The organism is Pseudonocardia halophobica, from assembly GCF_050948485.1.
GTDB lineage: Bacteria > Actinomycetota > Actinomycetes > Mycobacteriales > Pseudonocardiaceae > Pseudonocardia > Pseudonocardia halophobica.
The window spans coordinates 4,405,178-4,429,546 of sequence record NZ_CP192046.1 but is presented as its reverse complement, the minus strand read 5'-3'; the positions used below and the strand labels follow the sequence as shown (position 1 = coordinate 4,429,546).

Genomic DNA, 24,369 nt, shown 5'->3' with positions numbered 1-24,369 from the left:
GGCGCGTGCCGCATGATGGGGGACATGACGGCGGTCCCGCACAGCGCGCACTGGGGAGTGTTCCGGGCCGAGTGGCGGGAGGGTGAGCTGCAGGTCCGCCCGCACGAGGCCGACCCGCACCCGTCGCCGGTGCTGCAGAACATCCCCGCCGCCGTCCGCAACCCCGTCCGGGTGGCCCGCCCCTCGGTCCGGCGCGGCTGGTGGGAGCAGGGCCCGGGGCCGACCGACCGGCGCGGGCGGGAGGAGTTCCTCGAGGTCGGCTGGGACGAGGCGCTCGACCGGCTCGCCGGGGAGTTCCGCCGGGTCCACGCCGAGCACGGCCCGACCGCGGTCTACGGCGGCTCCTACGGCTGGGCCAGCGCCGGCCGCTTCCACCACGCCCAGGGCCAGATCCACCGGTTCCTGGGCCTGGCCGGCGGCTACACGCAGTCCGTCAACACCTACTCCGGCGGGGCGGCGGAGGTGCTGCTCCCGCACATCCTGGGCCCCTTCGACGCGGTGACCCGCTCGGTGGTGACCTGGGACCAGATCGCCGCGCACACCGACACCGTGCTCGCCTTCGGCGGGATGGCGCTGAAGAACTCGACGGTGGCCGCGGGCGGGGTGAGCCGGCACGTCGAGCGCGATGCGATGCGGGCGGCGCACCGTCGGGGTGCCCGGTTCGTGCTGGTCAGCCCGCTGCGGCAGGACCTGCCGCAGGAGGTCGGCGCCCGGTGGCTCGCCCCGGAGCCCGGCACCGACGCCGCGCTGATGACCGGCCTGGCGCACACCCTGCTCACCGAGGGCCTGCACGACCGGGAGTTCCTCACCACGCACTGCGCGGGCTGGCCGGAGTACGAGCGCTCCCTGCGGGGGCGCGACGCCGAGTGGGCGGCGGGGATCTGCGGGATCGAGGCCGAGGAGATCCGGGCCCTGGCCCGGCGGCTCGCCGCAGGGCGCACGCTGATCACCGTCTCGCAGTCCCTGCAGCGCGCCGAGCACGGCGAGCAGCCGGTGTGGGCGGGGCTCGCGCTGGCCGCGATGCTCGGCCAGATCGGGCTGCCCGGCGGCGGCTTCGTCTACGGGCTCGGGTCGTTGGGGCACTACGGCCGGCCGCGCAACGCGGTCCCGGTCCCCACGCTCTCGCGACGGCCGAACCCGGTGCGCAGCTACATCCCCGTCGCGCGCGTGGCGGACATGCTGCTGCACCCCGGCGAGCCCTACTCGTACAACGGCGAGGACCGGACCTACCCCGACATCCGGCTTATGTACTGGTGCGGCGGCAACCCGTTCCACCACCACCAGGACCTTGCGCGGCTGCGCCGGGCGCTGGGCCGGGTGGACACCTTCGTCGTCCACGAGTCCGTGTGGACGGCCACGGCACGGCACGCCGACGTCGTCCTGCCGGCCACGACCACGCTCGAACGCGAGGACATCGGGGCGCACGGCACGGACCCGCTGGTCGTCGCCATGAAGCAGGTCGCGGAGCCCTACGGCGAGGCCCGGGACGACCACACGATCCTCGCCGCGCTGGCCGGACGGCTCGGGTTCGGGCCCCGCTTCACGGAGGGCCGGACCACCCGCGAGTGGCTCGCGCACCTGTGGGAGCGGACCGAGAAGGCGTTGGCGGACAAGGGCTTCCCCGCCCCGACCTTCGACGAGTTCTGGGCGGCGGGGGAGCACGAGCTCCCACCCGGGGCGGACGACGGCGGCCTGCTCGCCGCGTTCCGCGCGGGCACCGGCCGGCTGCCGACCGAGTCCGGGCGGATCCAGCTCGCCTCGGAGAGGATCGCGTCGTTCGGCTACGACGACTGTCCGGGTCACCCGGAGTGGCTCCCACCGACCGAGCCGCCCACCCCGGAACAACCGCTCTGGCTCGTGTCCAACCAGCCGTCGACCCGGCTGCACAGCCAGCTCGACTTCGGTGCCACCAGCGCGGCGGGAAAGGTCGGCGGGCGGGAGGTCGTGCGGATCCACCCCGCCGACGCCGCGCCGCGGGGGATCTCCGACGGCGACGTCGTCCGGCTGGTCAACGCCCGCGGCGCCTGCCTGGCGGCGGCCCGGGTCACGGACGAGGTGCGGGCCGGCGTGGTGCAGCTGCCGACGGGGGCCTGGTACACGCCCGCCTCGGCCGACGACCCGACCTGCGTGCACGGCAACCCGAACGTGCTGACCCGGGACGTCGGGACCTCGCGGCTGGCGCAGGCCTGCACCGGGCAGCTCACCACGGTGCAGGTGGAGCGGTACGCGGGGGAGCCGCCGGAGGTGTGGGCGCACCGGCGGCCGCCGATCGTGCCGCGCGCCTGACGAGGTTTCCCCGCCCGCCGCCGGAGGGCTCTCGTCCGGCGGCGGGCGGGCGTCCGGCGTCGTCGGGGTACCGCTGGGCCGCGACGGCGCCGGGAATCCTCAGGAGGGAGCGGTGCCCGCGTGCCGCTGCTGCCACGCGTGGATGCGGTCCTCGGGCCGGCGCACGCCGGCCAGCGCGCGCACCTCGGCCACCACCTCGGGCCGGGCGCGGTGCTCCGCGACCGCCCGCTCCGCCTCGGCCAGCTCGCGGGCCGCGGCGGCCTCGGCCGCACTCCCCTCCAGGTCGATGCCGCTGAGTTCGGGGCTCAGCTGCGGGTCCTCGAACGTGCCGACCGAGTGCTCGCGCGAGTAGGGGCTGTCGGCGCGGAGCCGGCCGGTGAACCGGCCCCAGGACCCGACCGTCAGCAGCATGCCGCCCACGACCAGGCTGAAGATCACGTTGGGCATCCGGAACGCGAGCAGGTTGAGGTCCGAGTTCAGGACCAGCACGTTCACGATGCCGGAGAGCAGGAAGAGCGCCCCGACCACGACCTGCACGGTCGACGACAGGCGCCCGCCGCGGATCCCGGCGCCGATCAGGATCGCGCCGAACACCACGGAGATCGCGGAGAGCAGGCCGTTGGAGGACAGGCCGAGCACCGGCTGGCCCTGGGTGGAGAAGAAGTCCAGGCGCTGCACGAAACCCAGCACCGCGAACACCCACAGGCCGAGCCCGATCACCACCGATCCCGTCCGGTGCAGGAGGTCGAGACGGCGCGCGGTGCGCTCCTCCGCGGCGCGCGCCTCGCCGAATGTGTCGGTGCTGCTCACGGTGCTTCTCCTCGTGGTGGAGACGAACGCGTCCGCCCTGCGGACGAAACGCGCCGAACGTTGTTCACGTCCAGGATGGTGCGCTTCGCCGGAGGGCGCCACCCGAGCGGCCCCGAGGTGGGTCAGTGGTCGCGCAGGGCCTTGACCAGCTCGTCCTTCGACATGCCCGACCGGCCCTCGATGCCGACCTTCTTGGCGCGCTCGTAGAGCTCGTCCTTGGTCATGTCGTCGTAGGAGCCGGACTTGCCGCCGCGGGCCGACACCTTCTTCTTGCCCTCGGCCGCGGAGGCGTTCGCGATCCGGGCGGCCTTCTCCTTGCTCTCGCCGCGGTCGCGCAGCTCCTCGTACATCTTCTCGTTCTTGATGCTCGAGTTCGGCATGTCGGCGGTGGTACCCGGGCTCGCTCCGTGCTAAGCGCCGCGGGACGAGAAGAAGCCGGGCGGTCGGCGGGCGGCGCCGAACGGAGGTGATCCTCGAAACACCGTTTGAGCAGGCGTGACCGGGGTACCCGCGGCCAGTCGGGGGAGGTACGCCGATGGGCCTGCTTCGTGGGGTCACCGGTCTGGTGTCCGGTCTGCTCGGGGCCGTCACGGGCCTGCTGTCCGCGGTGGTGCGCGCGCTGCTGGCGATCGTGCTGGGCCTGCTCGGGACGGTGCTGCTGCTCGTCGGGGTCCTGTTGTGCGCGACCGTCCTGCTGGTCCCGCTGGGGATCCCGGTCGTCGTCCTGGGGTTGTCCTGCTACAGCCGGGCGGCGAAGCTCATGGTGCCCGGCAGCACCCGCGTCGAGGGGCTCGTCCGCCGGGCCGAGGACTCGGTGCGCGGCGGCGGTTCCCGGCTGCGGCGGCGCCTGCGTCTGGGGTGAGGGATGTGATCCGCGCGCTGCGGGCGGTGGCCGGGGTCCTGCTGCTGGTGCTGGCCTCGCTGCTGATGGTCGTCGGGCTGGTGTTGTGCCTGACGGTGGTCCTGCTCCCGCTCGGCGTCGCCCTCGGCTTCCTCGCGGTGAAGCTGGGCAAGGTCGGTGTCCGGCTCGTCATGCCGCGGAGGGCGGACGTGCAGCGGCGCCTGGAGGGGAGTGTGCGGATCCCCGAGATCCGCGCGGCCGTCCGTCGGCTCGCCCGGTCGTCGCGCCGACCCCGCCGACGCTTCCGGAAGCGGGTCGGCAGGGCACGGCGGCGACTGGGGAAGCGCCTGTCCTCGTGAGTGCGGACGGTCGCGTCAGGAGGCGAGCAGCTCCAGACCCGGGTAGGGGCGAATGTGGGCGCCCGGGGCGCGGGTCGGCGGCGTGGTCGTCGTCGCCGGGGTGAGAGCGGGCAGGTCCGCGGCGGCGCGGTGGACGATCGCCTTCCCGCGCAGCACCGCGGGCCGGGCGGTCACCGCGACCCGCGAGCCGGCGGTGCGGACGATGCGCAACGGCTGGGTGCGTGCGACCGCGGTCGCCGTACGGGCGGCGAGGATCCCGATACCGGCCGGGTCGACGGGGCGGGCCGTGGCCCGAGCGACGCGGCTCAGCGCGGCGCGCACGGGCCGCTCGGGCACCGTCGACAGCGTCGGCAGGGTCGGCAGCGCGGGCAGGGGCAGGCGGGCCGGCAGCCGGAGCCGCGGGTTCTCGGCCGAGACGGCCAGCGCCAGCCCGGCCGCGACCACGGCCAGCAGCGGCACCGACGCCATCGCCGCCGGGAGCCCGGCGTGCTCGGCGAGGAATCCGATCGCGGGCGGCCCGCCGAGCAGCCCGCTGTAGCCGACGGTCGACGCGAGGGCCACGCCGCGCGAGCCCGAGTGCGCCCCGGCGCGGGCGATCGTGACCGGGAAGAGGTTGGCCAGACCCAGCCCGACCAGCACGAACCCGGCCAGCGCCAGCTCGGGCGACGAGGTCACCAGCGCGGCGGTCATCCCGGCCGCGGCGAGCAGCGCACCACCGCCGAGCAGCCGGGTCTCGCCGAGCCGGCGCAGCAGCACACCACCGGTCAGCCGGCCGCAGGCCATCGCCAGCGAGAAGCAGGAGTAGCCGGCGGCGGCCAGCGCCGGCGTGGCGCCGAGGGTCTCGCGCAGGTGCAGGGCACCCCAGTCGGTGATCGCGCCCTCGCCGAAGGCGGTACAGCCGGCGATCAGGCCGAGCAGCACGACGAGGGCCCGGCCGCGCCGCGGTGGGTGCGCCTCCGCCGGACGGTCCGTGTCCGGCGCGGCCTCACCGTCGCGCAGCCCCGCCAGCGTCGACCGGGTCGCGGCGACGAGCACGAGACCGACGACACCGACGGCCGCGAGGTGCGGCAGCACCGGGCCGAGCGTGGAGGCGACCCCACCGGCGGCGGCGCCGGCGAGCCCGCCGAGGCTGAACGCGGCGTGCAGCGCGGGCAGCAGGGCCCGCCCGGGCCGCCGCGCCTCGACGGCGACGCCCGCGCTGTTGATGGCGACGTTGACCATGCCCGTCAGCGCGCCGAACAGCAGCAGGACGCCGGAGAGCTGCGGGATCGACGTCGCGAGCCCCGGCAGCGGGACCACCAGGGCGGCGCCCGCCGTGCCGGCGAGCGCGACCCGGCCGGCTCCGAAGCGGCCGGCGAGCAGACCGGTGAGCTGCATGCTGGCCAGGGCGCCGAGCGACACGCAGAGCAGCGCGACGCCCAGCGTGGCGTGGGTGGCGCCGACCTGGGCGGTGACGTCCGGGATCCGGGCGGCCCAGCTGCCGAACACCGCGCCGTCGAACGCGAAGAGCGCGGTCACGGCGGTGCGCAGCCGGCGGAAGGAGGCCGGCGCGCGGCCGGCAGGATCCGGCCCGGCCGGAAGTGTCGTACGGGGGAACGGGCGGAGATCACGGAGGCGTACGGGTGCACGCCGGCGCGACCCGACGGGGGTGACGGGCATGAACGTGGGTCCTCGGGCGGGCCGCGCGCTCCGGCGGCGTCCGGGTTGCCGGCTCGGAGGGGCCCACCGTGACGGTCGCGGTGCTCGGGGAGGGCGCGCGCGACGGGCGGTCGGGGTTCGGACGCACGACCGCGTGCGTCGACGTTTCACCGTGCCAGAACCTGGGCCGCGAGCGCCAATCCTTCGCAGGTGAGACGGCTCACGATCGATTCAGATCGGGGTCCGGTCGAGGTGCGGGGCGGGGATCCGCCGGGGTTCGGACGGGGCTCAGGCCGCGGCGAGGAGGGTCTCGAGCCGGTCGAGGAAGGGGAGCTGGCCCTTCACGAGCTTCACTCGCGCGGTCGCCAGGTCGAACCAGGCGGCGCGGTCGATCTCCGGGAAGCGCAGCCGGCGACCCGAGTTGCGCGGCCACTCGATCTCGATCCACGAGCCGTCGTCCGGCCGTTCGGCCACGGCGGCGACCTCCGCGTCGGGCACGTCGCCGCCCAGGGCGAAGCCCAGGACCGTCTTGCGCCGCCCGGACTGGACGACGAAGCCCAGCTCGTGCAGCTCCCCGTCCGGCGGCGGGAACCCGAGCTCCTCGGCGAACTCGCGGCGCGCGGCGGCCACCGGCTCCTCGCCCGCGTCGAGCTCGCCCTTCGGGATGGACCAGGCGGCGGCGTCCTTGCGGGACCAGAACGGCCCGCCCATGTGCCCGAGGAGCACCTCGACGATTCCGGCGCGGTCGCGGTGGAGCAGGATCCCGGCACTCGTCAGCACGGCGCGATTCTCCGCCCTGCCGCCGGGCCGGCGCCCGCCGGCCTCGGTGGAGCTGCTCGGTGGAGCTGCTCGGTGGAGCTGCTCAGTGGATCTTCGAGCGCCAGTCGGCGGGCACCCGGCCGGCCGGACCCGGGACGGGCTGGGTCTCCGGGCGTGCCGACGGCGGGGCCAGCGCCGGGCCGGAGAGTGCGACCTCGCGGTCGTAGTCCCAGAACCAGTCCTCGCCCGGCTCGAAGCTCTGCACCACCGTGTGCCCGGTGGAGCGGAAGTGCGCGGTCGCGTGCTGCTCGGGGGAGGTGTCGCAGCAGCCGACGTGCCCGCACGTCGCGCAGCGGCGCAGGTGCACCCACCAGCCGCCGGCGGCCTCGCACTCCGCGCACCCGGTGCCCGAGGGCGGCACCGACGGGTCGATGGTCGTCACGATTCCTCCACTGTCACGATTCGTCGATCAGGGCGTCGAAGGGCAGCAGGACCTGGAAGCGGGTGTTCCCCGGCTCGGAGAGCACGCGCAGGTCGCCGTGGTGCCGGTTGACCACGATCCGCCAGGAGATGTCCAGGCCGAGCCCGGTGCCCTCGCCGACGGCCTTCGTGGTGAAGAAGGGCTCGAAGATCCGCGACCGGATCTCCGCCGGGACCCCGGGGCCGGTGTCGCCGATCTCGACGAGCAGCCGGTCGCCCTCCCGCGCGGTGCGCACGGTCAGGGTGCCGTGCCCGTCCATCGCCTGGACGGCGTTGTCGATCAGGTTCGTCCACACCTGGTTCAGCTCGGCCGCGTAGACGGAGATCTTCGGCAGGCTGCGGTCGAAGTCCTTGACCAGCTGCACGCCGTTCCCGAACTTGCCGTGCAGCATGACGATCGTGGACTTGAGCAGCTCGTGCACGTCCACGGTCTGGTAGGGCGCCCGGTCCATCTGCGAGTACTGCTTGGCCGCGCCGACCAGCGTCGAGACCCGGGTCGTCGAGTCCGCGATCTCGTTCATCAGCAGCTCGGTCTCGACGGTGTAGTTCAGCCAGCGGACCGCGCTCTCCAGTATCGGCGCGGGCACGCTCGCCTTGACCTGCTGCAGCCAGTCGACGTCGATCCCGGCGGCCACGAAGTTCGGCGCGATGTCCCAGCCGCCGTCGATGCCCTGGTCGGAGATCCACTCGCCGACCTCGTCCTCGGCGTCGCCGGTCTCGAGGGGGCCGAGCTCGGGGGCCTTGCCGACGCGGTCGGCGGCGTCCTCCTGCAGGCGCATGAGGGTCTCGAGGTCGGCCCGCTCGTAGGGGCCGGCCGCGATCAGCCCGAGCTTGTGCCGCATCCCGGCGACGCGCTCGCGCAGGGTGGACGTGGCGCGCACCGCCGCGGCGGCCGGGTTGTTCAGCTCGTGGGTCAGCCCGGCCGACAGCGAGCCGAGGGCGAGGAGCCGTTCGCGCTGGCTGACGGCCTGCTGGGTGTTCTGGATGCCGAAGAACAGGCCTTCGAGCAGGTGCAGCGCCATCGGGAACCACTCGCGCATCAGCGTGGAGAGCTTCTCGGCGTCGAGCACGTAGAACCGCGAGCGCACCGTGACCCGCAGCGAGTTGTTGTAGACCTGCGGCACCCGATCGCCGAGGTAGGCGTGCCAGGCGCCCGCGTACACCCCGGGTTGGGACGTCCGCTCGACCTCGACGTCCTCCTCCCCGGACCGCCGGGCGAGCACCACCGTGCCCTCGACCAGCACGTAGAAGCACGTGGCCGGATCGCCCTCGCGGTAGACCTGGCCCGGCTCGAACGTCTCGATCCGGCCCTGCCGGCACAGCGCGTCGAGCTGGTCCGGCTGCAGCTTCTCGAACAGGAAGAGCCGGCGCAGCTCGTCCGGGTCGCAGGCGATCGGTGCGCTCATCAGGGCCTCTCCAGGTAGCGGTGGACGAGCGACACGGCCATCGCCCCGTCGCCCACGGCCGACGCGACCCGTTTCACGGAGTCCGCCCGTGCGTCGCCGGCGACGAAGACCCCCGGCAGGCTCGTCTCCAGGTGCAACGGATCCCGGTCCTCGGCCCATCCCGCGGGCCGCCTGCCCTCGACGACGAGGTCGGGGCCCGCCAGGACGAACCCGCCGGCGTCGCGCTCGACCAGCTCGCCGAGCCAGTCCGTGCGCGGGGTCGCGCCGATGAACACGAACAGGTAGCCGGCGTCGACCGTCTCGGTCTCCCCGGTGTTGCGGTCCCGGAGGGTGAGCTTCTCGAGGTGCTCGCCACCGGTGGCCTCGACGACCTCGGTGCACGTCCGGACGGTGATCTCCGGGATGCCCTCGATCTGCTCGATGAGGTACTGCGACATCGACGCCTGCAGGCCCGGCCCGCGCACCAGCATCGTGACGCTGCGGGCGTGCCGCGAGAAGTAGACCGCGGCCTGACCCGCGGAGTTGGCGCCGCCGACGATGTAGACGTCGGCGCCCGCGCAGCCCGCCGCCTCGGTCAGCGCGGAGCCGTAGAACACGCCGCGGCCGGCCAGGTCGGCCAGCCCCGGGGCGTCGAGCTCGCGGTAGCTCACCCCGGTGGCGAGCACGACGGCGTGCGCGTGGATGGCACTGCCGTCGGCGAACCGGACCGTGCGTGCCGGCCCGTTGGCCTCCAGCGCGACGACCTCGCGCGCGGTCAGCACCTCCGCGCCGAGCCGGACGGCCTGGCGCCGGGCGCGGTCGGTGAGCTGGGCGCCCGAGACGCCGTCGGGGAAGCCCAGGTAGTTCTCGATCCGGGAGCTCTGCCCGGCCTGGCCGCCGGTCGCGGTGCGCTCGACCAGGACCGTCCGCAGGCCCTCCGACGCGCCGTACACGCTCGCGCCGAGCCCGGCCGGGCCGCCGCCGATCACGATGAGGTCGTAGAAGTCCGTGAGCGGGACGGTCGCCAGCCCGACGCGCTCGGCGAGCTGCATCTCGTCCGGTGCGACCAGGCACTCCCCGGCGGGGGAGATCACCACGGGAAGGTGCGAGTCGTCGACGCCCGCGGCCTGCAGCAGCCGCGCAGCCTCGGGCTGGTCGACGGGGTACCAGCGGTAGGGGACCTGGTTGCGGGCGAGGAAGTCCCGGACCTCGTGGGAGCGGGCGGACCAGCGGTGGCCGATCACGCGCGTCTCGCAGACCTCCTTGCGCGGAGCGGCGCGCCAGGCGTCGATCATGGCGTCGACGACGGGGTAGAGCTTCTCCTCCGGGGGGTCCCAGGGCTTGAGCAGGTAGTGGTCGAGGTCGACGACGTTGATCGCGGTGATGGCGGCGTCGGTGTCGGCGTAGGCGGTCAGCAGGACCCGCCGGGCCGCGGGGTACAGGTCCATGGCCCGCTCGAGGAACTCCAGCCCGTTCATCCCGGGCATGCGGAAGTCGGCGAGCAGGACGGCGACGTCGTTGCCGCGCAGCGCCATCTCCTTGAGCGCGTCCAGGGCCTGCTGCCCGGACTCGGCGCGCACGACGCGGAAGGTCTCGCCGTACCGGCGCCGCAGATCGCGGGCCACGGCGCGGGAGACGCTGGGGTCGTCGTCGACGGTGACGAGGGCGGGCTTGGCGGGGACGAGCGAGGAGGCAGCCTCCGGCATGGGACCCATCCTGCCCTGCCCGGCCGCGCCGGGTCACCGGCATTCGTCCGCTGTGCGCGCGTGTTCGCCCACGGCTGTACGGGCGGTCGGTCAGCCCATCCGTTCCCGCAGGCCACTGGCCCGGCTGACGGGACGGGCGACGGCGGCGCGGACCGCCTCCTCGCCGCCGACGATCCGGACGGCGGTGCGGGCGCGGGTCACCGCGGTGTAGAGCAGCTCGCGGGTGAGCAGCGGGGAGTCCGGGGGCGGCAGCACCACGGTGACCCGGGCGAACTGGCTGCCCTGGCTGCGGTGGACGGTCATCGCGTGCACCGTCTGCACCCCGCCGAGCCGGGCGGGCGCGAACGACTGGGGTGCGTTCGGCCGGCCGAACACCGCCCGCAGCGCGCCGCACTGGCGTACGACCACGCCGGTGTCGCCGTTGTACAGGCCGAGGTCGTAGTCGTTGGCCGTGACGAGCAGCGGCCGGCCCGGGTACCACGGTCCGGGCCGACCCGGCGCCACCTCGTCGAACCCCGGTAGCGCCTGCGCGAGCCAGCGTTCGACCTCCAGGCTCCAGCGCGTGACGCCGTAGGGGCCGCGGCGGTGGGCGCAGAGCAGGCGGTGGCGTTCGAGGGCGTCGAGCGCCTCGCCGGTGCGGCCGGCGACCGCCGCGGAGATCAGCGCGCCGGACGCGTCGACCACGTCCGCCCGCAGACCCTCCAGGCCCGCCGGCTCCCGCACCTCCAGGTCGCTCTCCACGAACTGCAGGTCGGCGCGGCCCTCGCGGAGCAGGGCGACCGCGTCGTCCGCACGGCCCGCCTGGACCGCGCCGGCGAACTCGGCGATGCCGCCCTCGAAGCGCCAGGTGTGCCGGAGCGTGACCACCCCGTGGACGACCGGCGGGTCCTCCTCGGCGAGCGCCCCGACCTCTCTGAGCCGGCCCTCGAGCGCCGGTTCGGGGCGACCGCCCGCGCGGGCGAGATCGCCGAGCACCGCGCCCGCCTCGACGGACGCGAGCTGGTCCGGGTCGCCGACCAGCACGAGCCGGGCGTCGGGCCGGACCGCCTCGAGCAGCCGGGCCATGAGGGTGAGGGAGACCATGGAGGTCTCGTCGACGACCACGACGTCGTGCGGGAGGCGGTTGGCGCGGTCATGGCGGAAGCGGCTCGACGACCCGGGGCGCCGCCCGAGCAGCCGGTGGATCGTCGACGCCGCCGGGGACCCGACGCGCGCCCGGTCCTCCTCGGGCAGCTCGGCCGTGTGCTGGGCGACCGCCTCGCCGAGCCGCGCGGCCGCCTTACCGGTCGGGGCGACGAGCGCGACCCGCAGCGGCGACGGTGAGTCGAGCTCGTGCAGGTCGTGGAGCAGCGCGATCAGCCGGGCGACCGTGGTGGTCTTGCCGGTGCCCGGGCCGCCGGCGAGCACGGTGACCCGGCGCAGGGCGGCGACGGCCGCGGCGAGCCGCTGCAGGTCCGTGCCCTGCGGCGTGTCCGCCTCGTGGCCGGCCTCGGCCGGGTGGTCGAACAGCCGGGCGAGGGCGGCCCGGAGCCGGTCGGGGTCGACCTCTGGCTGCTCGGCGGCGGCGCGGTCCCGCAGCTCGCGGCGCACCAGCTCCTCCTCGGCCCAGTAGCGGTCGAGGTAGAGCAGGCCCCGTCCGCCCGCGACCGGGATCATCCGCAGCGGGCGCCCGGACGCGGCGTCGGCGCCGCTCGCGACCAGCGGGCTGTGCTCGACGGCCGCGCGCCAGGCCGCCGGCTCGGGCCACGGCAGGGCGGAGACGTCGACCGACTCCTCGCCCTCGCCCAGGACGGTGTGGGCGACCTCGGCCAGGTCGACGCACACCGAGCCGTTGCGGATGGCGCGGACGGTGAGGGCGACGGCGAGCAGCACCTCCTCGGGCTCACCGCGGGGATCGCCGCCGAGGCGCCCGAGCCGGGTCGCGACGTGCACGTCCGCAGCCGACAGCACCCCGGCCACGTTGAACTCGCCCAGCAGGCCCGTGGCGCTGCGGGCGGTGCGGAGGTCGTAGGGATCACGCTCCGCGGCGGCGGGCGCGGTCCGGGGAATGCTCACCGGCCGCCTCCGAGGTCACCGAGGTCGAACAGCCCGGGCTCCTCGGCCTCCACGTGCGCGGCCCTTCGCGGCCGTGAGGTCCGCTCCCGCGGATACGGAGCCTCCGTGGGCTCGGGCAGGTCGAGCGGCAACTCCACCCGCTCCTCGTCGCCGCCCACGATCGCCGTTTCTGTCGGCTCGACGCCACGGTCGGCGGGAAGCGGTCCAGGTTGGTGATCTTGGGTCGGTGGTGCGGCAGGGCTGGGAGCGGCGTCGGAGTTGATCGCCGCTTCGGACCCTTCGGCGTCATCCATGGCCGGGAGCGGCCCCGGGTGGTGATCCTGGGTGGGAGGTGTGGCGGGGCCCGGGTCGGCGGTGGGGGTGATCGTCGCTTCGGGCCGTCCGGCGCCACCTGCGGCCGCCGTCGGTCCGGGTTGGCGATCACGGCCGGTGGAGCGGGCGTCGAGGACGTCCGAGAGCTCGGCGATCAGGGCGGGGGGCGGTTGCCAGCCGAAGACGCCGCAGGGGGTGCCGTCGACCTGCGGGGTGTCCGGGCCGCACATCCCGCGGAGGAAGAGGTAGAGCGTGCCGCCCAGGTGCCGCTCGGGGGAGTAGCCCGCCAGCCGCCAGCGCAGGAAGCGGTGCAGCGCGACCGAGTACAGCAGCGCCTGCAGCGGGTAGTGCGCGGCCTGCATCGCGGCGGCGAGGACCGGCGGGGCGTAGTGCGCGGCGGTCAGCGGTTCGCGGCCGCCGGGACCGGACGGGCCGAGCCAGTTCGTCTTGTAGTCGACGACCAGGAAGCGGCCGTCCACCCGCAGGACGGCGTCGATCGACCCGGTCAGGTACCCGCGCAGGGGCTGCCCTGCCAGGCCGGGCGCGGCGATCAGCTCCGGGTAGCCGACGAGGGGATCTCCGGCGGGCAGGTGCCGGCGCAGCACCGGCGCCAGGTCGCCGAGCGTGACCTGCCCGGACGGGGTGTCGCCGCCGGCCAGCGGCATCTCGAAGTCCAGCTCCGCCAGCCGGTCGGCGGGCCGGATCCCCCGCAGCGCGCGCCCGCCCGCGAGGGCCCCCAGCGGCGTCTCGACGACGGGCCGCAGCGCCGCCGCGAGCGCCTGCGGGTCGATCTCGGCGGGCTGCCGGGCCAGCTCCTCGTCGACCCGGGCCCGCAGCTCGGCGGTCAGGTCGGCCGCGGTGGTGTCGAGGTGCTCGAAGACGGCGTGGACCAGCGTGCCGAACCCGGTGCCCAGCGGCAGGTCGGCCATCGGCGAGGGCAGGTCCGCCCCGAGCTCGGACGTGACGTCGAGCAGCTCGAGCTCGGCCTCGTCGTCCTTGCCCGGCGCCTCGGGCTCCGACCCGACGCCCGGCGTGGGCGGCTCCGGCGTCTCCACCGCCGCGTGGTGGCCGTGGGCGTCGGCGGTCAGGGCGCTGTAGGAGGTGCGCCGCCACGCCGCGTCGAGCCGGCGGGCGAACCGGGCCACGCCCAGCTGAGGCGGGTCGCCGTCGCGGTCCGGGGCGGGGACGGGGGTGCGGTCGGAGAGCGTCTCGACGGCCACGCCCGGCAGCGAACGCAGGAGCTCCAGTGCCGACGCATCGGAGGGGACCCGGTAGCCGGCCTCGGGCACGGTCCCGGCGGCGGGCCGCCCGACCAGCAGCCGGTGCAGGGCCGAGCACTCCGTGGTGGTGGTCGGCGCCCACCACGCCACCACCTGGCAGCGCGCCCGGGTGAGCGCGACGTACATCAGCCGCAGGTCCTCGCCGGCCTCCTCCTCGAGGTGCCGCTGCAGCCGCTCGGAGCGGTGCGGCCCGACGGCCCCGCCCACGTCGAGGACGCGGCCGCCGGCGTCGTCGTGGACGAGCAGGACCTCGGCCTTGTCGTTGACCCACCGGTCCCAGCCGAACGGGACGTAGACCACCGGGAACTCGAGGCCCTTGCTGCGGTGGACCGTGACGATCTGCACGGCGTCGGCGTCGGACTCCAGGCGCCGGCTCCGCTCGGTGGTGGTGTCCCGCGCGGCGTCGGCCATGCGGTGGCGCAGCCATTCGACCAGCGCCGACGGGCCGAGGTGCCGCTCCAGCGACGCCCCGTGCAGCACCTGCCCGATGTGCCGGACGTCCGTGAGCCGCCGGTCGCCCTCGCGCAGCCCGAGCAGCCGCGACGGCAGCCGGGTGCGGCTGGTGACCGCTTCCAACAGCGCTGCGACGCCGCGCTCGGCCAGCACCGCGTGCCACGCCCGCAGGTCCGTGCCCAGCTCGTCGATCAGCTCCTCGGCCCGCTCGCCGCACAGCTCCTCGACCGTGTGCCCGACGAAGCAGGTCAGCGCGGCGGCGCGCAGCCGGGTGGCGCGCTGCGGCTGCTCGACGGCCTCGAGCAGGGTCAACCACTCGGCCGCGGCCTCGGTGGTGAACACGCTGGTGGTGCCGGTCAGGACCGCCGGCACACCGGCCGCGGTACACGCGTCCCGCACCTGGACGCCCTGGGCGTTGGTGCGGACCAGGACCGCGACGTCGCCGGCGCGGAGCGGCCGGTCCTCGACGGTGGCGGGGGAGGCGAGCAGGGCGGCGATGTCGGCGGCGACGTCCTCCGCCACCACCTCCCGCGCCTTCTGCGCCCGCCCCAGCCGGCGCCCGGTGAGCGGCTCCAGCCGGTCCCGGTCGACCACCCGCAGCCGGAACGGCTCGTCCGACGGCGCTCCCGCGAGCCGCCGCGCGGTGTGGTGCGCCTCCACCGCGCGGACGACGATCTGGTCCGACCCGAGCGCGACCTCGCCGAACACCCCGTCGAGCGCCTCGAGCAGCGCCTCGTCCGTGCGGTAGTTGGTGCCCAGGGTCCGCAGCTCCCCGGCCTCCTTCGCCGCCTCAAGGTAGGAGACCACGTCGGCCCCGCGGAAGGCGTAGATCGCCTGCTTCGGGTCGCCGATCAGGACGAGCGTGACGTGCCCGTGGAAAGCCCGCTGCAGGATCTCCCACTGCACCGGGTCGGTGTCCTGGAACTCGTCGACCAGCACCACGTCGTACCGGGCCTGCAGCCGCTCACGGGCCGCGGCGCCGCGCACCGGGTCCCGCAGGGCACCGGCGAGACGGGTCAGCATGTCGTCGTACGAGAACAGCCGCCGCGCGCGCTTGCGCCGGTCGACCTCCCCACGGACGGCCTTGGCGAAGTTGTACCGGACCCCGGCGACCGAGCCGGGTGACGCGTCCGCGGGTTCGAGCCGGGCCTGCGGGTCGCCGACGGCCTGCCGGGCGAGCGTGAGCGCCTCGTCCCGGGAGAAGTCCGGCCGGCCGGCACCGGGGGCGGCGTACTTGCGGACGTAGAAGTCGTCGACCACCTCGGTGACCAGGTCGTCGACGTGCTCGACGAACTCCGCGTCGGGGTCGCTGTCCCCGGCCACCCCGAGCCCGGCCAGCATCTGCTGGCAGAACTGGTGCGTGGTGGCGATCGTGGCCGCGTCGAACTCCGCGAGCGCCGCCCGCAGCCGGGCCCGCCGCGCCGCGACCTCTCGCGGGCTGCCCTGCTGCAGCAGCCGGGTCACCGGGTCCGCCGAGGGCACCCCGGCGGCGAGCCCGCGCTCGGTGGCGCCGAGCCGCTCGCGGACGCGTTCGCGCAGCTCCTGGGTTGCCTCGCGGCCGAAGGTCACCAGCATCAGCCGGGGCAGCGCGGCGATGCCCTCGGCGACGTACCGGGTGGCCAGCGCGGCGATCGTGAAGGTCTTGCCGGTGCCCGCGCTGGCCTCCAGCACGGTGGTGCCGGTGGGCAGCGGGCCGTCGACCTCGAACTGCGGGTGGGCGAGGAGCACCTGCGCCCCGGTGGTGGTCACAGCAACTCCACGTGTTCCGCGTCGAGCAGGGGCCGCCAGATCCGCTCGGCCAGCTCGCCGAACCGGGTCTCCACCACCCCCCGCTGCTCCAGCAGCCGCTCGAACTCCGGGTCGGCGCCCAGCACCGCGACGATCGCCTCGTCCTCCTTCTCGAACGTCCACTCCTTGGCCGCGGCCAGCTCGGCGTCCCGCGCGGCCGCGCCGGCCCGGCGGGCCTTCGCGTAGGCGGCGGTGCAGGGGGTGGAGACGGGCAGCGGCTCGCACAGCCCCTCGCGGTGCAGCGCCACCAGGTCCGCCAGGGCCGCCCCGGCCTCGTCGGCGCCGAGCGGCCGGATCGTGGCGCGCATGGCCCCGCCGCCGCGTCCGCGGCCGAGCGTGACGGCCCGCCACTGGGTGTCCGGGCGGGTCACGGTGAGCGCGAGCAGCCGGGCCCAGGCCCGCAGCCGGTGCTTCGGCCCGAGCCGCGAGTACTCGACCGTGACCAGCGTGGACCCGTAGAGGCCGGCGACCGTGCCGACGACCCGCAGCCCGCCCAGGTCCGCCGCCACGTCCCGGGACACCGGCTCGCCGGTCCGCAGCTGCGCACTCGCCTCGACCAGCGGCTCGACCGCGCTGTTGACCTTCTCCAGCACCGCACCGCCGAGCGTGCCGGGTGGGAGCTCGCCGCGCCGCCACTCGGCCTGCACGCACTGCTCGGCCGGGGCGCCGGCGAGCCGGTCCCGCAGCATCCGGTTCCCGACCGCCCACTCGTCCAGCCCGCCGAGGCTGACGGGCAGCGCGTCGGCCGGCTCCTCGTCCTCGGAGCGCGGCACCATGCCGACCCGCTGCCGCAGGAAGGCCTTGATCGGGTGCTCGAGGAAGCGCACCAGGTCGTCGAGCTCCACGGTGTCGCCGGACTCCGCCGCTGCGAGCGGCGCGGCGAGGAAGGGGGGCACGGGGCGGCGCTCGCCCTGCAGCGCCCGGGCACCGGCCAGGGCGTTGCGGTCGAAGCTGAACGGCGTGGTCCCCGCGGTGAGCTCGGGAGTGAAGTTCCGCGGGTCGAAGGGCTGCAACGGGTGCCGGACCGTGATCGCCTCGCTGGCCCGCCCGTCCTCGACCCGCACGGTCGCGTCGACCGCGTCGAGCAGCTCGCCGAGCGGGACGGCGGGCGGCCGGTCCGCCCCGGTCCGCTCGTTCATGCCCGAGTGCACCACGACCAGGTGCTCGGTGGCGGCCGTGATCGCGTCGAGCAGCAGCTGGCGGTCCTCGCTGCGCGGGTCCCGCTCGCCGACGCGCGGGTCGCGGGCCAGCACGTCGTCCCCGTCGGGGGCGCCGGTGCGGGGGAACACCCCGTCGTCCACCCCGAGGAGGCAGACGACCCGGTGCGGCACCGACCGCATCGGCACCAGTGTGGCGACGGTCAGCGTGCCGGTGCGGAAGTTCGCCCGGCTCGGGCGGCCGCGCAGCCGGTCGGCCAGCAGGCCCCGCACGTCCGACAGCGTGAGCGGGACGGTGCCGCCCTGCGGGCCGGCGGAGCGCACCACCTCGGCGAGCTCGGCCCGCGCCTGCGCGTCCTGCCACGCCTCGGACGCGGTGGTGGCGGTGAGGGCGGACAGCCCGTCGAGCAGGGCCGCGATCCAGACGGTGAGCGGCTGCGGTCCGGCGAGCGCCGCGAGGGTGGTGTGCAACCGGTCGACGAGCTCGGCGAGCGAGCCGACGAGGTCGACGTCCGACGAGTCGACGTCGTCGAGCGGGAGGGCGGTGCCCAGCCAGCCCTGCTCGCCGGGCCGCTCGGCCATCGCGACCCCGAGCAGCATCCGGTCCAGCCCGGCCGCCCAGGTGTTCTGCGGGAACCCGTCGAGCCTGAAGGGGCGGCGGTGCTCGCCGTCGAGCCCCCAGCGCACCCCGGCCCGGACGACGAGCTCGCCGATCCGGTCCAGTGCGTCGTCGTCGAGGCGGAAGCGGCGGCGCACCGGCGCGGAGCCGACCAGGTCGAGCACCTGCGAGGCGGCGACCCGGGAGCCGGCCAGCTCGAGCAGCGCCGACACGGTGCCCAGCAGGGGGTTGGCCTGCCGGAGCGCCCGGTCGGCGAGCCGGACGCGCAGCCGGTGCCCGGGGTGCGTGTCCTCCGGGTCGGTGCCCGCCGCGCCCGCGTCGGGCAGGGCGGCGGCCAGCCCGAACGACGCCGAGATCAGCGGCGCGAACGCCTCGATGTCCGGGCACATGACGATGACGTCCCGCGGCTCGAGGGTCTCGTCGGCCGCGAGCAGGCCGAGGACGATCTCGCGCAGCACCTCCACCTGTCGGTCCGGCCCGTGGCAGGCGTGCACCTGCACGCTGCGGTCGGCGGGATCGAGCAGCGGCAGCTCACCGGCGGGCAGCCGGTCCTCGCGCAGGTTCTCCTGCAGGCGCCCGAGCAGGGTGGCCGGCGCCGGGGCGGCCGGGTGATGCACGTCCGCGACCCCGGCGGGCAGCCGCAGCTGCAGCTCCCGCACGTCCCGCCCCAGGGACCGGAGCAGTGGGTTGACCACCTCGCCGGCCGACCCGTCCTCCTGACGCGGGACGGCGGCGCCCTGCGCCGGCGACAGCTTCTCCCACAGTGCGGGGGAGGGGTGCGGCAGCCAGAGGTGCACCTCGCGGTGCTCGGCCAGCGCGGACAGCACGGCGAGGTGCTCGGCGGCCAGCCGGGTGGGACCGAACACCGACAGCCGGTCCGGCAGCCCGACCAGACCGGGATCGGCGCGCAGTGCCCGGTCGGCCTGCTCCAGGCGCTCGGCCGGGCCGGGTACGCCGATCCGGGCGCGCAGCCGCCGCCACAGCTCCACCTGCCAGCGCAGGTCCTCCGGCACGCCCTCCGGCGACCCCGCCCACCAGGCGCGCAGCATGTCCGGGCGATGGACGGCGTAGCCGGCGAAGAGGTCGGCGAGGCGGCGGGCGACGGCGTAGGTCCGGCTGCCGCCGCTCTGCGAGAGGTGTGCGGCGAGCGCCGCGAAGGTCTCGCCCGGCGCCTCGACGGCCGCGACGACCTCCTCCAGAAGCGGCCACACCGCCCGCGCCGGGTGCCACGGGTCGGTCTCCGGGTCGGTCCCGGTGGCGGCGTCGACCGCCTCGGCGAGGACCTGCCCGGGCGCCGGGAAGAGGACGTTGGCGCACACCCCGTCCGCCCCCGTGACGGTGCCCAGCCGGTGCGCGAGGCGCTGCCCGAGCCACCGCTCGACTCCGCGCTCGGGCACCGCGACGATCTCGGGCACGAACGGATCGGCCGCCGGCCCGCCGATCACCTCGGCGAGCGCGTCGGCCAGCCGGTCGGCCCGCTCGGCCCGGTGCACCACCCACACGTGGGCCAAGTTAGCGACGCCCACCGACGGTTCCGGCGAGGCCCCCGCGGCGTGTCCACAGGCCCGGCGCCGACCGGTCGGCGGGCGGCGGCGAGGGACCCGCGCAGGGCCGGCGCAGGGCCGGCGCCGGATCGGCGCGGGATCGGCGCGGCGGGTCAGTCGAGCTCGGCGAGTGCCTTCCTGGCCTGCTCCAACTGGGCCTCGAGCTCGGCGACCTTGGCCTCGCGGGTGGCCCGCGCCTCGCCGATGACCTCCTCGATCGGGCCGGCGATCTCCGCGTGCAGTTCGGCCGCGGCCTTCTGCACGGCGCCCGCCGACACCGGCAGCGCCCGGGCGAGCCACGTGGTGCCGCGCTTGAGCTCGGCCTGCCACTCGCCGTCGGCCGTGCCGCTCACGGTGAGGGTCAGCTCGACCACCCGGGTCGTGCGGGCCGTCGAGCCCTTCGGCCGGCCCCGCTTGCGCTTCTCCGGCTCGGCCGCCGTCGCCTCGGCGGGGGCCGCGCCGCCCTCCGGCGTCGCAGCGGCGGAAGCAGCGGTGTCGGGTGCGGAACCCCCGGTCGGGGCGGTGTCGGTCGAGGCGGTCGTCGAGGTGCTCTCGGTCTCGGCGGTCACGTGCTCCCTCTCCTCACGGCGGAACGTCCAGGGTGACCGTAGAACAGGCGTTCGACCGCTCCGGGATCCGGGTGTGAGGCACGGTGCATCGACCACTTATATAGTTGCGTGATGTAATGGTGCGCGTGACTCCCACGGCATCCGTGCGCCCGGCGCGCGACGACGCGCAGGTGGCCGAGCTCGCCCAGGTCCTCGAACGCACCGCGAGCTGGCTGCGCCGCACGCTGCGGGCCGAGGAGTGGAACACCGTCGCCCTCGCCGTGCTCGACGACCTCGACCGGCGCGGGCCGCGCCGGGTCACCGAGCTGGCCGCCCAGGAGCGGACCTCGCAGCCCGGGATGACCGGCATCGTCGGGCGGCTGGAGGCCGCCGGGATGGTCGAGCGCGCCCCCGACCCGTCGGACGGCCGCGCCACGCTCGTCTCGGCCACCGCCGCGGGCCGCGCCTACATCGCGGGCCGGCACGCCCGGCGCACGGAGTTCCTCGCCGAGCGGATCACCACCCTGTCGGCCGACGACCGGCGCGCGCTGCTCGGCGCGACGCACGCCCTGGCCGCCCTGACCGACACCCCGTACCCGACGACCCCGACCGGCCCCACCGGGCCGGGCGGCGAGGCCGCCGGCACCCCGACCACCCGCGAGACCCGTACCGAGGGGGAGCCGTCGTGAGTTCTCACGGCACGTCCGCAAGTCCGCTCCGGCAACCGAAGGCCGTCTGGGCCGTCGCCTTCGCCTGTGTCATCTCGTTCATGGGCATCGGCCTCGTCGACCCGATCCTGCCCGCGCTCGCGACGCAGCTGCACGCCAGCCACACCCAGGTGGAGCTGCTCTTCACCAGCTACCTCGTGGTCACCGCCGTGGCCATGCTCGGCACCGGCTGGGTGTCCAGCCGGATCGGCGCCAAGCGCACCCTGGTCATCGGGCTGGCGCTGATCGTCGTGTTCGCCGCGGCGGCCGCGCTGGCGGGCGGCATCGGCGGGATCGTCGGCTTCCGGGCCGGCTGGGGCCTCGGCAACGCCCTGTTCATCGCCACGAGTCTCGCCGTGATCGTCGGCTCGGCGAGCGGCGGGTTCGGCGGGGCGATCGTGCTCTACGAGACCGCGCTGGGCGTCGGCATCGCGTCCGGGCCGCTGCTCGGCGGCCTGCTCGGCAACATCTCCTGGCGCGGCCCCTTCTTCGGCGTCTCGGCGCTGATGCTGATCGCGCTGGTCGCGACCGTCGTGTTCGTCGACACGACCCCGAAGCCCGCCGAGCCGTCGAGGCTCTCCGAGCCGCTGACCGCGCTGCGGCACCGCAGCCTGCGCACCACGAGCCTGGTCGGCCTGCTCTACAACTGGGGCTTCTTCACCCTGCTCGGCTACGCGCCGTTCCTCATGAACCTCTCCGCGCTGCGGCTGGGCGCCGTCTTCTTCGCGTGGGGCGTGCTCGTCGCGCTCTTCGCGGTGTTCGGCGCCACGTGGCTCAAGGACCGCTTCGGCACCGCGCGGACGCTCTACGGGAGCCTGGTCTGCGTCGCCGTGATCCTCGCGGTGATCGGCACCTTCTCCGGCTCGGTGCCCACCGTGATCGTCGCGGTGGTCCTCTCGGGCGCCTTCGTCGGCCTGAACAACACCCTGGTCACGACCGCGGTCATGAGCATCTCGCCGGTGCCGCGCAACGTCGCCAGCGCCACCTACGGCTTCGTCCGGTTCATCGGCGGCGGGCTCGCCCCGTTCGCCGCAGGGCTGCTGGCCGAGGGCCTGAACGTGCACGTCCCGTTCTGGATCGCCGCGGTCGTCGTCCTCGCCGGGGCGCTGCTGCTGAGCACGGTGCACCGCGCGCTGGAGGACGCCGACGAGGACGCCGCGGCCGAGGACGCGGCCGCCGAGGAGGCCGTCACCGGGGTGCCCGCGGTCGAGGAGGAGGCGATCCTCGCCGAGCAGGCGCTGGAGCGCGAGGGCGGGCGACGGTGAGCGGCGGCTTCGAGTACGGCTGCGACGGCCCGCGGGCCGTCGTGGTCGGCATCGACGGGTCGGAGACGGGCTGGCGGGCGCTGCACTACGCAGTCGGCCAGGCCCGCCGGCAGGGCGGCCGGGTCGTGGCGGTGTACGCCGACCGGATCCCGTCCGTCGCCTTCGCCACGGCGGTGCCCCTGGCGGCCGCGGCCGTGACCGACCCGCAGGAGGACTCGCTGCTGCAGGAGCTGCGGTCCGGGGTCGAGGAGCTCGGGCCGCAGTACGGCGTCGAGGTGGCGTTCGAGGTGGTCGTCGGCGACCCGGTGCTGGCGCTGACCCGGGTCGCCGAGCGCGAGCGGGCCGACGCGATCCTCGTCGGGGCCAGCATGCAGGCCGGGCACAAGCTCTTCGGCTCGGTGGCCGTGCGCGTGGTGCGTGCCGGGCGCTGGCCCGTGACCGTGGTGCCGTAGGACCACGCTCGGCCAGGTAGGCGTCGAGAGTTCACGGGAGACGTGCTCTCTTGTCGGCGATGATCATGAGGTCGGGGCATTGCCGGGTGAGGGCCGGGTCGTCGTCGAACACGGCCATCAGGAGGCGCACTTCGCCGTCTTCGGCTGGCGTACCCGGCGCTGCGGCCGCTCGGCGACAACGTTCTCGCCGAGGACGTCTGCCTGACCGCGGACGCCTGGGCGAGATGTTGATACGGGCGAGAAGATCGCCGCCTGCACCATTGGTTCATCGCCAACTACGCGAACGTCGACACGGCGATCAGCCCCCTGCTGCTCACACCGTGGGGCACCACGGAACACCACGTCGGGCTTCTGAAGCTCGACGGTATGCGTCGCGAGCTCGGCCCGACAGACGTGGCAACGGCCGCGCAAGGTGAGCCAAGCCCTCAATCCGCTCGACATCCTCGACCTGGGCAGATCGGCGGGTGATTGCGCCTTCAGGCAGTCGAGCGCCTCACCTCAGAGGTCCGGCCGAGGGCCGGCTTCTGAGTCAGCGCACCGCCGGCAGAGGCCGCTCGGTGCGACCCACACCGTGTCGGTCGCTGCCACGACCGACCAATTGAACATGATCGCTCAACCCCGGCTTGGGGACCCTGACGGGGACAACCTGACCGATCCCGCCCGCGTCCTCACCCGTTTTCAGGCTTCGCCGGTAACGAGCGATAACGCTCTTGGTGATCGAGGCGACTGCGAGCATGAGGCACTCACCTCAAGGACAGTCGAGGGGTTCGATCATCAGGAAGGACGAAGCCGACAAACGGGGCTAAGAAGACGGTCTGGTGCCGTTCACACCCGTCGCGGCTGAACGGGTTCGGTCAGAGTTGTCCGATTCCGGGTTCGTGCGCTTATGTCACGACAGCGAGTGCCTGGCTTCAGTAGCCTTGTGTTGCAAAAATCGTTGGAAATCCTACTTGCCCCGATGTCACCCGATCTGCCTATTGAGATGGTCATTGGCCGCGAGGATGGTTTTTGCTGCCTCAAGGAATGGCGTCAAGCAGCCGGCGCTCGGAGGCTTTGCGGGCCACCGACGCCCGACGCACATCGCAGCATGGCAACAACTGAGGACGGCAGCATGACCTCCTTTGTGCCGGCTGACGAGCCGGCCCGTTCGTGCGAATCTTGACCGCTGGTCAACCGCGCATCGCGATGTCATGGCGGGCCGCAGTCTGAGCGCGTAGCGCTGAGCGTCGGGCGGACGTTTTGTCGCGTCGCCGAGCGAGCCTCCTGGCTGGGCAGGAGGGCAGCCCTGCGTTCATCTCATGCGGGATGGCCAGCGGATGCGCCTCGGCTGCCTTCTGCTCAATGGCGTCGGAAGGCCATCGACATAGAGGAGGTGATGCTTATGAAAGTTGGCTCATCTGATCGAGTGCTGGCCGAAAAATGATGTCCGGCCGGTAACGTGACAACCATGATCGGACAAGCAAAGGAGAAAGCAGATGAGCACTCGCAAGACCATCCGCGCGTGGGAGGACCCGGAGTATCGCAGCACTCTCAGCGAGGCTGAGCTGGCCTCGATGCCCAGCCCGGTGGGTGGCATCGAGCTGACGGACGCCGAACTGGGCCAGGTCACCGGCGGCGCCCAGAGCGGCGCGAGCGTCGGCTGCAACACCAAGACCTGTGTCGCCACCCGCGGCAACTCGAACAACCCCTGCGGCAACTGCTGATCGGTACGTGCGAACGCCGGAGCTGAGGACTCCGGGGTAGCCCGTGAAGGGCACGGTGGGGGCTGCTGGACCCTGTCCAGCAGCCCTTCGTCGGCGCCCCACACTCGTTTCGAGCCCGTGGACCTGCAGACCTGAGCAAGTCTCCCGCGGGCTGTTTCCGTCTTCCGCTAGCAGGGGTGAATGCCCGGATGGAGGCCCGTCTGTCGTGAGGTGTGATGAGCT

At 74.7% G+C, this 24,369-nt stretch carries 18 protein-coding genes; 7 read left to right on the top strand and 11 right to left on the bottom strand.

Features of this window, described 5'->3' with window-relative positions:
* Nucleotides 1–24 precede the first annotated feature (24 nt).
* Nucleotides 25–2,286 carry a molybdopterin-dependent oxidoreductase gene (locus ACQP04_RS20995; protein ID WP_433502260.1) on the top strand — a complete coding sequence of 754 codons (2,262 nt, stop codon included), beginning with the start codon at nt 25–27 and terminating at the stop codon, nt 2,284–2,286.
* A gap of 99 nt (nt 2,287–2,385) precedes the next feature.
* On the opposite strand, the gene ACQP04_RS20990 is transcribed toward ACQP04_RS20995, so the two are convergent.
* The gene (locus tag ACQP04_RS20990) at nt 2,386–3,096 is read right to left on the bottom strand and encodes a DUF4383 domain-containing protein (protein ID WP_433502259.1); all 711 of its coding nucleotides are present in this window, start codon (nt 3,094–3,096) and stop codon (nt 2,386–2,388) included.
* Nucleotides 3,097–3,218: 122 nt separating this feature from the next.
* Nucleotides 3,219–3,476 (bottom strand): DUF7218 family protein, encoded by a 258-nt coding sequence (locus tag ACQP04_RS20985; protein ID WP_433502258.1) that lies wholly within the window; start codon nt 3,474–3,476, stop codon nt 3,219–3,221.
* A gap of 155 nt (nt 3,477–3,631) precedes the next feature.
* On the opposite strand from ACQP04_RS20985, the gene ACQP04_RS20980 reads away from it, so the two are divergent.
* The gene (locus ACQP04_RS20980) at nt 3,632–3,958 is read left to right on the top strand and encodes a hypothetical protein (RefSeq protein WP_433502257.1); all 327 of its coding nucleotides are present in this window, start codon (nt 3,632–3,634) and stop codon (nt 3,956–3,958) included.
* A gap of 5 nt (nt 3,959–3,963) precedes the next feature.
* Nucleotides 3,964–4,296, top strand: coding sequence for a hypothetical protein (locus ACQP04_RS20975; protein WP_433502256.1), 333 nt, complete (start codon nt 3,964–3,966; stop codon nt 4,294–4,296).
* A 15-nt stretch (nt 4,297–4,311) separates the two neighbouring features.
* Here the strand turns inward: ACQP04_RS20975 and ACQP04_RS20970 are convergent, their stop codons facing one another.
* From ACQP04_RS20970 to ACQP04_RS20930, 9 genes are all read right to left on the bottom strand, one after another.
* Nucleotides 4,312–5,814 (bottom strand): MFS transporter, encoded by a 1,503-nt coding sequence (locus tag ACQP04_RS20970; protein ID WP_433502255.1) that lies wholly within the window; start codon nt 5,812–5,814, stop codon nt 4,312–4,314.
* Between the two features lie 408 nt (nt 5,815–6,222).
* Nucleotides 6,223–6,711 (bottom strand): NUDIX domain-containing protein, encoded by a 489-nt coding sequence (locus tag ACQP04_RS20965; RefSeq protein WP_433508409.1) that lies wholly within the window; start codon nt 6,709–6,711, stop codon nt 6,223–6,225.
* Nucleotides 6,712–6,796: 85 nt separating this feature from the next.
* The gene (locus ACQP04_RS20960) at nt 6,797–7,135 is read right to left on the bottom strand and encodes a UBP-type zinc finger domain-containing protein (RefSeq protein WP_433502254.1); all 339 of its coding nucleotides are present in this window, start codon (nt 7,133–7,135) and stop codon (nt 6,797–6,799) included.
* Nucleotides 7,136–7,148: 13 nt separating this feature from the next.
* The gene (locus ACQP04_RS20955; protein ID WP_433502253.1) at nt 7,149–8,579 is read right to left on the bottom strand and encodes an ATP-binding protein; all 1,431 of its coding nucleotides are present in this window, start codon (nt 8,577–8,579) and stop codon (nt 7,149–7,151) included.
* The gene (locus ACQP04_RS20950; RefSeq protein WP_433502252.1) at nt 8,579–10,264 is read right to left on the bottom strand and encodes an FAD-dependent oxidoreductase; all 1,686 of its coding nucleotides are present in this window, start codon (nt 10,262–10,264) and stop codon (nt 8,579–8,581) included. The genes ACQP04_RS20955 and ACQP04_RS20950 overlap by 1 nt, the downstream gene beginning before the upstream one ends.
* Nucleotides 10,265–10,354: 90 nt before the next feature.
* Nucleotides 10,355–12,319 carry an exodeoxyribonuclease V subunit alpha gene (recD, locus tag ACQP04_RS20945; protein WP_433502251.1) on the bottom strand — a complete coding sequence of 655 codons (1,965 nt, stop codon included), beginning with the start codon at nt 12,317–12,319 and terminating at the stop codon, nt 10,355–10,357.
* On the bottom strand, nt 12,316–16,113 hold the full coding sequence (locus tag ACQP04_RS20940) for a UvrD-helicase domain-containing protein (protein WP_433502250.1): 3,798 nt from the start codon (nt 16,111–16,113) through the stop codon (nt 12,316–12,318). The genes recD and ACQP04_RS20940 overlap by 4 nt, the downstream gene beginning before the upstream one ends.
* Nucleotides 16,110–19,454, bottom strand: coding sequence for an exodeoxyribonuclease V subunit gamma (recC, locus tag ACQP04_RS20935; RefSeq protein ID WP_433502249.1), 3,345 nt, complete (start codon nt 19,452–19,454; stop codon nt 16,110–16,112). Before recC ends, ACQP04_RS20940 begins: the two co-directional genes overlap by 4 nt.
* A gap of 131 nt (nt 19,455–19,585) precedes the next feature.
* Nucleotides 19,586–20,041, bottom strand: coding sequence for a DUF6319 family protein (locus tag ACQP04_RS20930; protein WP_433502248.1), 456 nt, complete (start codon nt 20,039–20,041; stop codon nt 19,586–19,588).
* A gap of 125 nt (nt 20,042–20,166) precedes the next feature.
* Between ACQP04_RS20930 and ACQP04_RS20925 the strand changes: the two genes are divergently transcribed.
* The 4 genes from ACQP04_RS20925 (at nt 20,167) to ACQP04_RS20910 (ending at nt 24,147) form a co-directional block, all read left to right on the top strand.
* On the top strand, nt 20,167–20,709 hold the full coding sequence (locus ACQP04_RS20925; protein WP_433502247.1) for a MarR family winged helix-turn-helix transcriptional regulator: 543 nt from the start codon (nt 20,167–20,169) through the stop codon (nt 20,707–20,709).
* Entirely contained in the window at nt 20,706–21,992 is a 1,287-nt protein-coding gene (locus tag ACQP04_RS20920) for an MFS transporter (protein WP_433502246.1), read from the top strand. The genes ACQP04_RS20925 and ACQP04_RS20920 overlap by 4 nt, the downstream gene beginning before the upstream one ends.
* Entirely contained in the window at nt 21,989–22,444 is a 456-nt protein-coding gene (locus ACQP04_RS20915; protein ID WP_433502245.1) for a universal stress protein, read from the top strand. The genes ACQP04_RS20920 and ACQP04_RS20915 overlap by 4 nt, the downstream gene beginning before the upstream one ends.
* Nucleotides 22,445–23,919: 1,475 nt before the next feature.
* Complete coding sequence (locus ACQP04_RS20910; protein WP_433502244.1) at nt 23,920–24,147, top strand: mersacidin/lichenicidin family type 2 lantibiotic; 228 nt, start codon at nt 23,920–23,922, stop codon at nt 24,145–24,147.
* The last annotated feature ends 222 nt before the right edge of the window (nt 24,148–24,369 follow it).

What these genes read in the sequence shown, in the direction of transcription:
- ACQP04_RS20910 (WP_433502244.1), top strand. Translation starts at nt 23,920, where the DNA reads ATGAGCACTCGCAAGACCATCCGCGCGTGGGAGGACCCGGAGTATCGC.
- ACQP04_RS20985 (WP_433502258.1), bottom strand. Translation starts at nt 3,476, where the DNA reads ATGCCGAACTCGAGCATCAAGAACGAGAAGATGTACGAGGAGCTGCGC.
- ACQP04_RS20980 (WP_433502257.1), top strand. Translation starts at nt 3,632, where the DNA reads ATGGGCCTGCTTCGTGGGGTCACCGGTCTGGTGTCCGGTCTGCTCGGG.
- ACQP04_RS20955 (WP_433502253.1), bottom strand. Translation starts at nt 8,579, where the DNA reads ATGAGCGCACCGATCGCCTGCGACCCGGACGAGCTGCGCCGGCTCTTC.
- ACQP04_RS20950 (WP_433502252.1), bottom strand. Translation starts at nt 10,264, where the DNA reads ATGCCGGAGGCTGCCTCCTCGCTCGTCCCCGCCAAGCCCGCCCTCGTC.
- ACQP04_RS20995 (WP_433502260.1), top strand. Translation starts at nt 25, where the DNA reads ATGACGGCGGTCCCGCACAGCGCGCACTGGGGAGTGTTCCGGGCCGAG.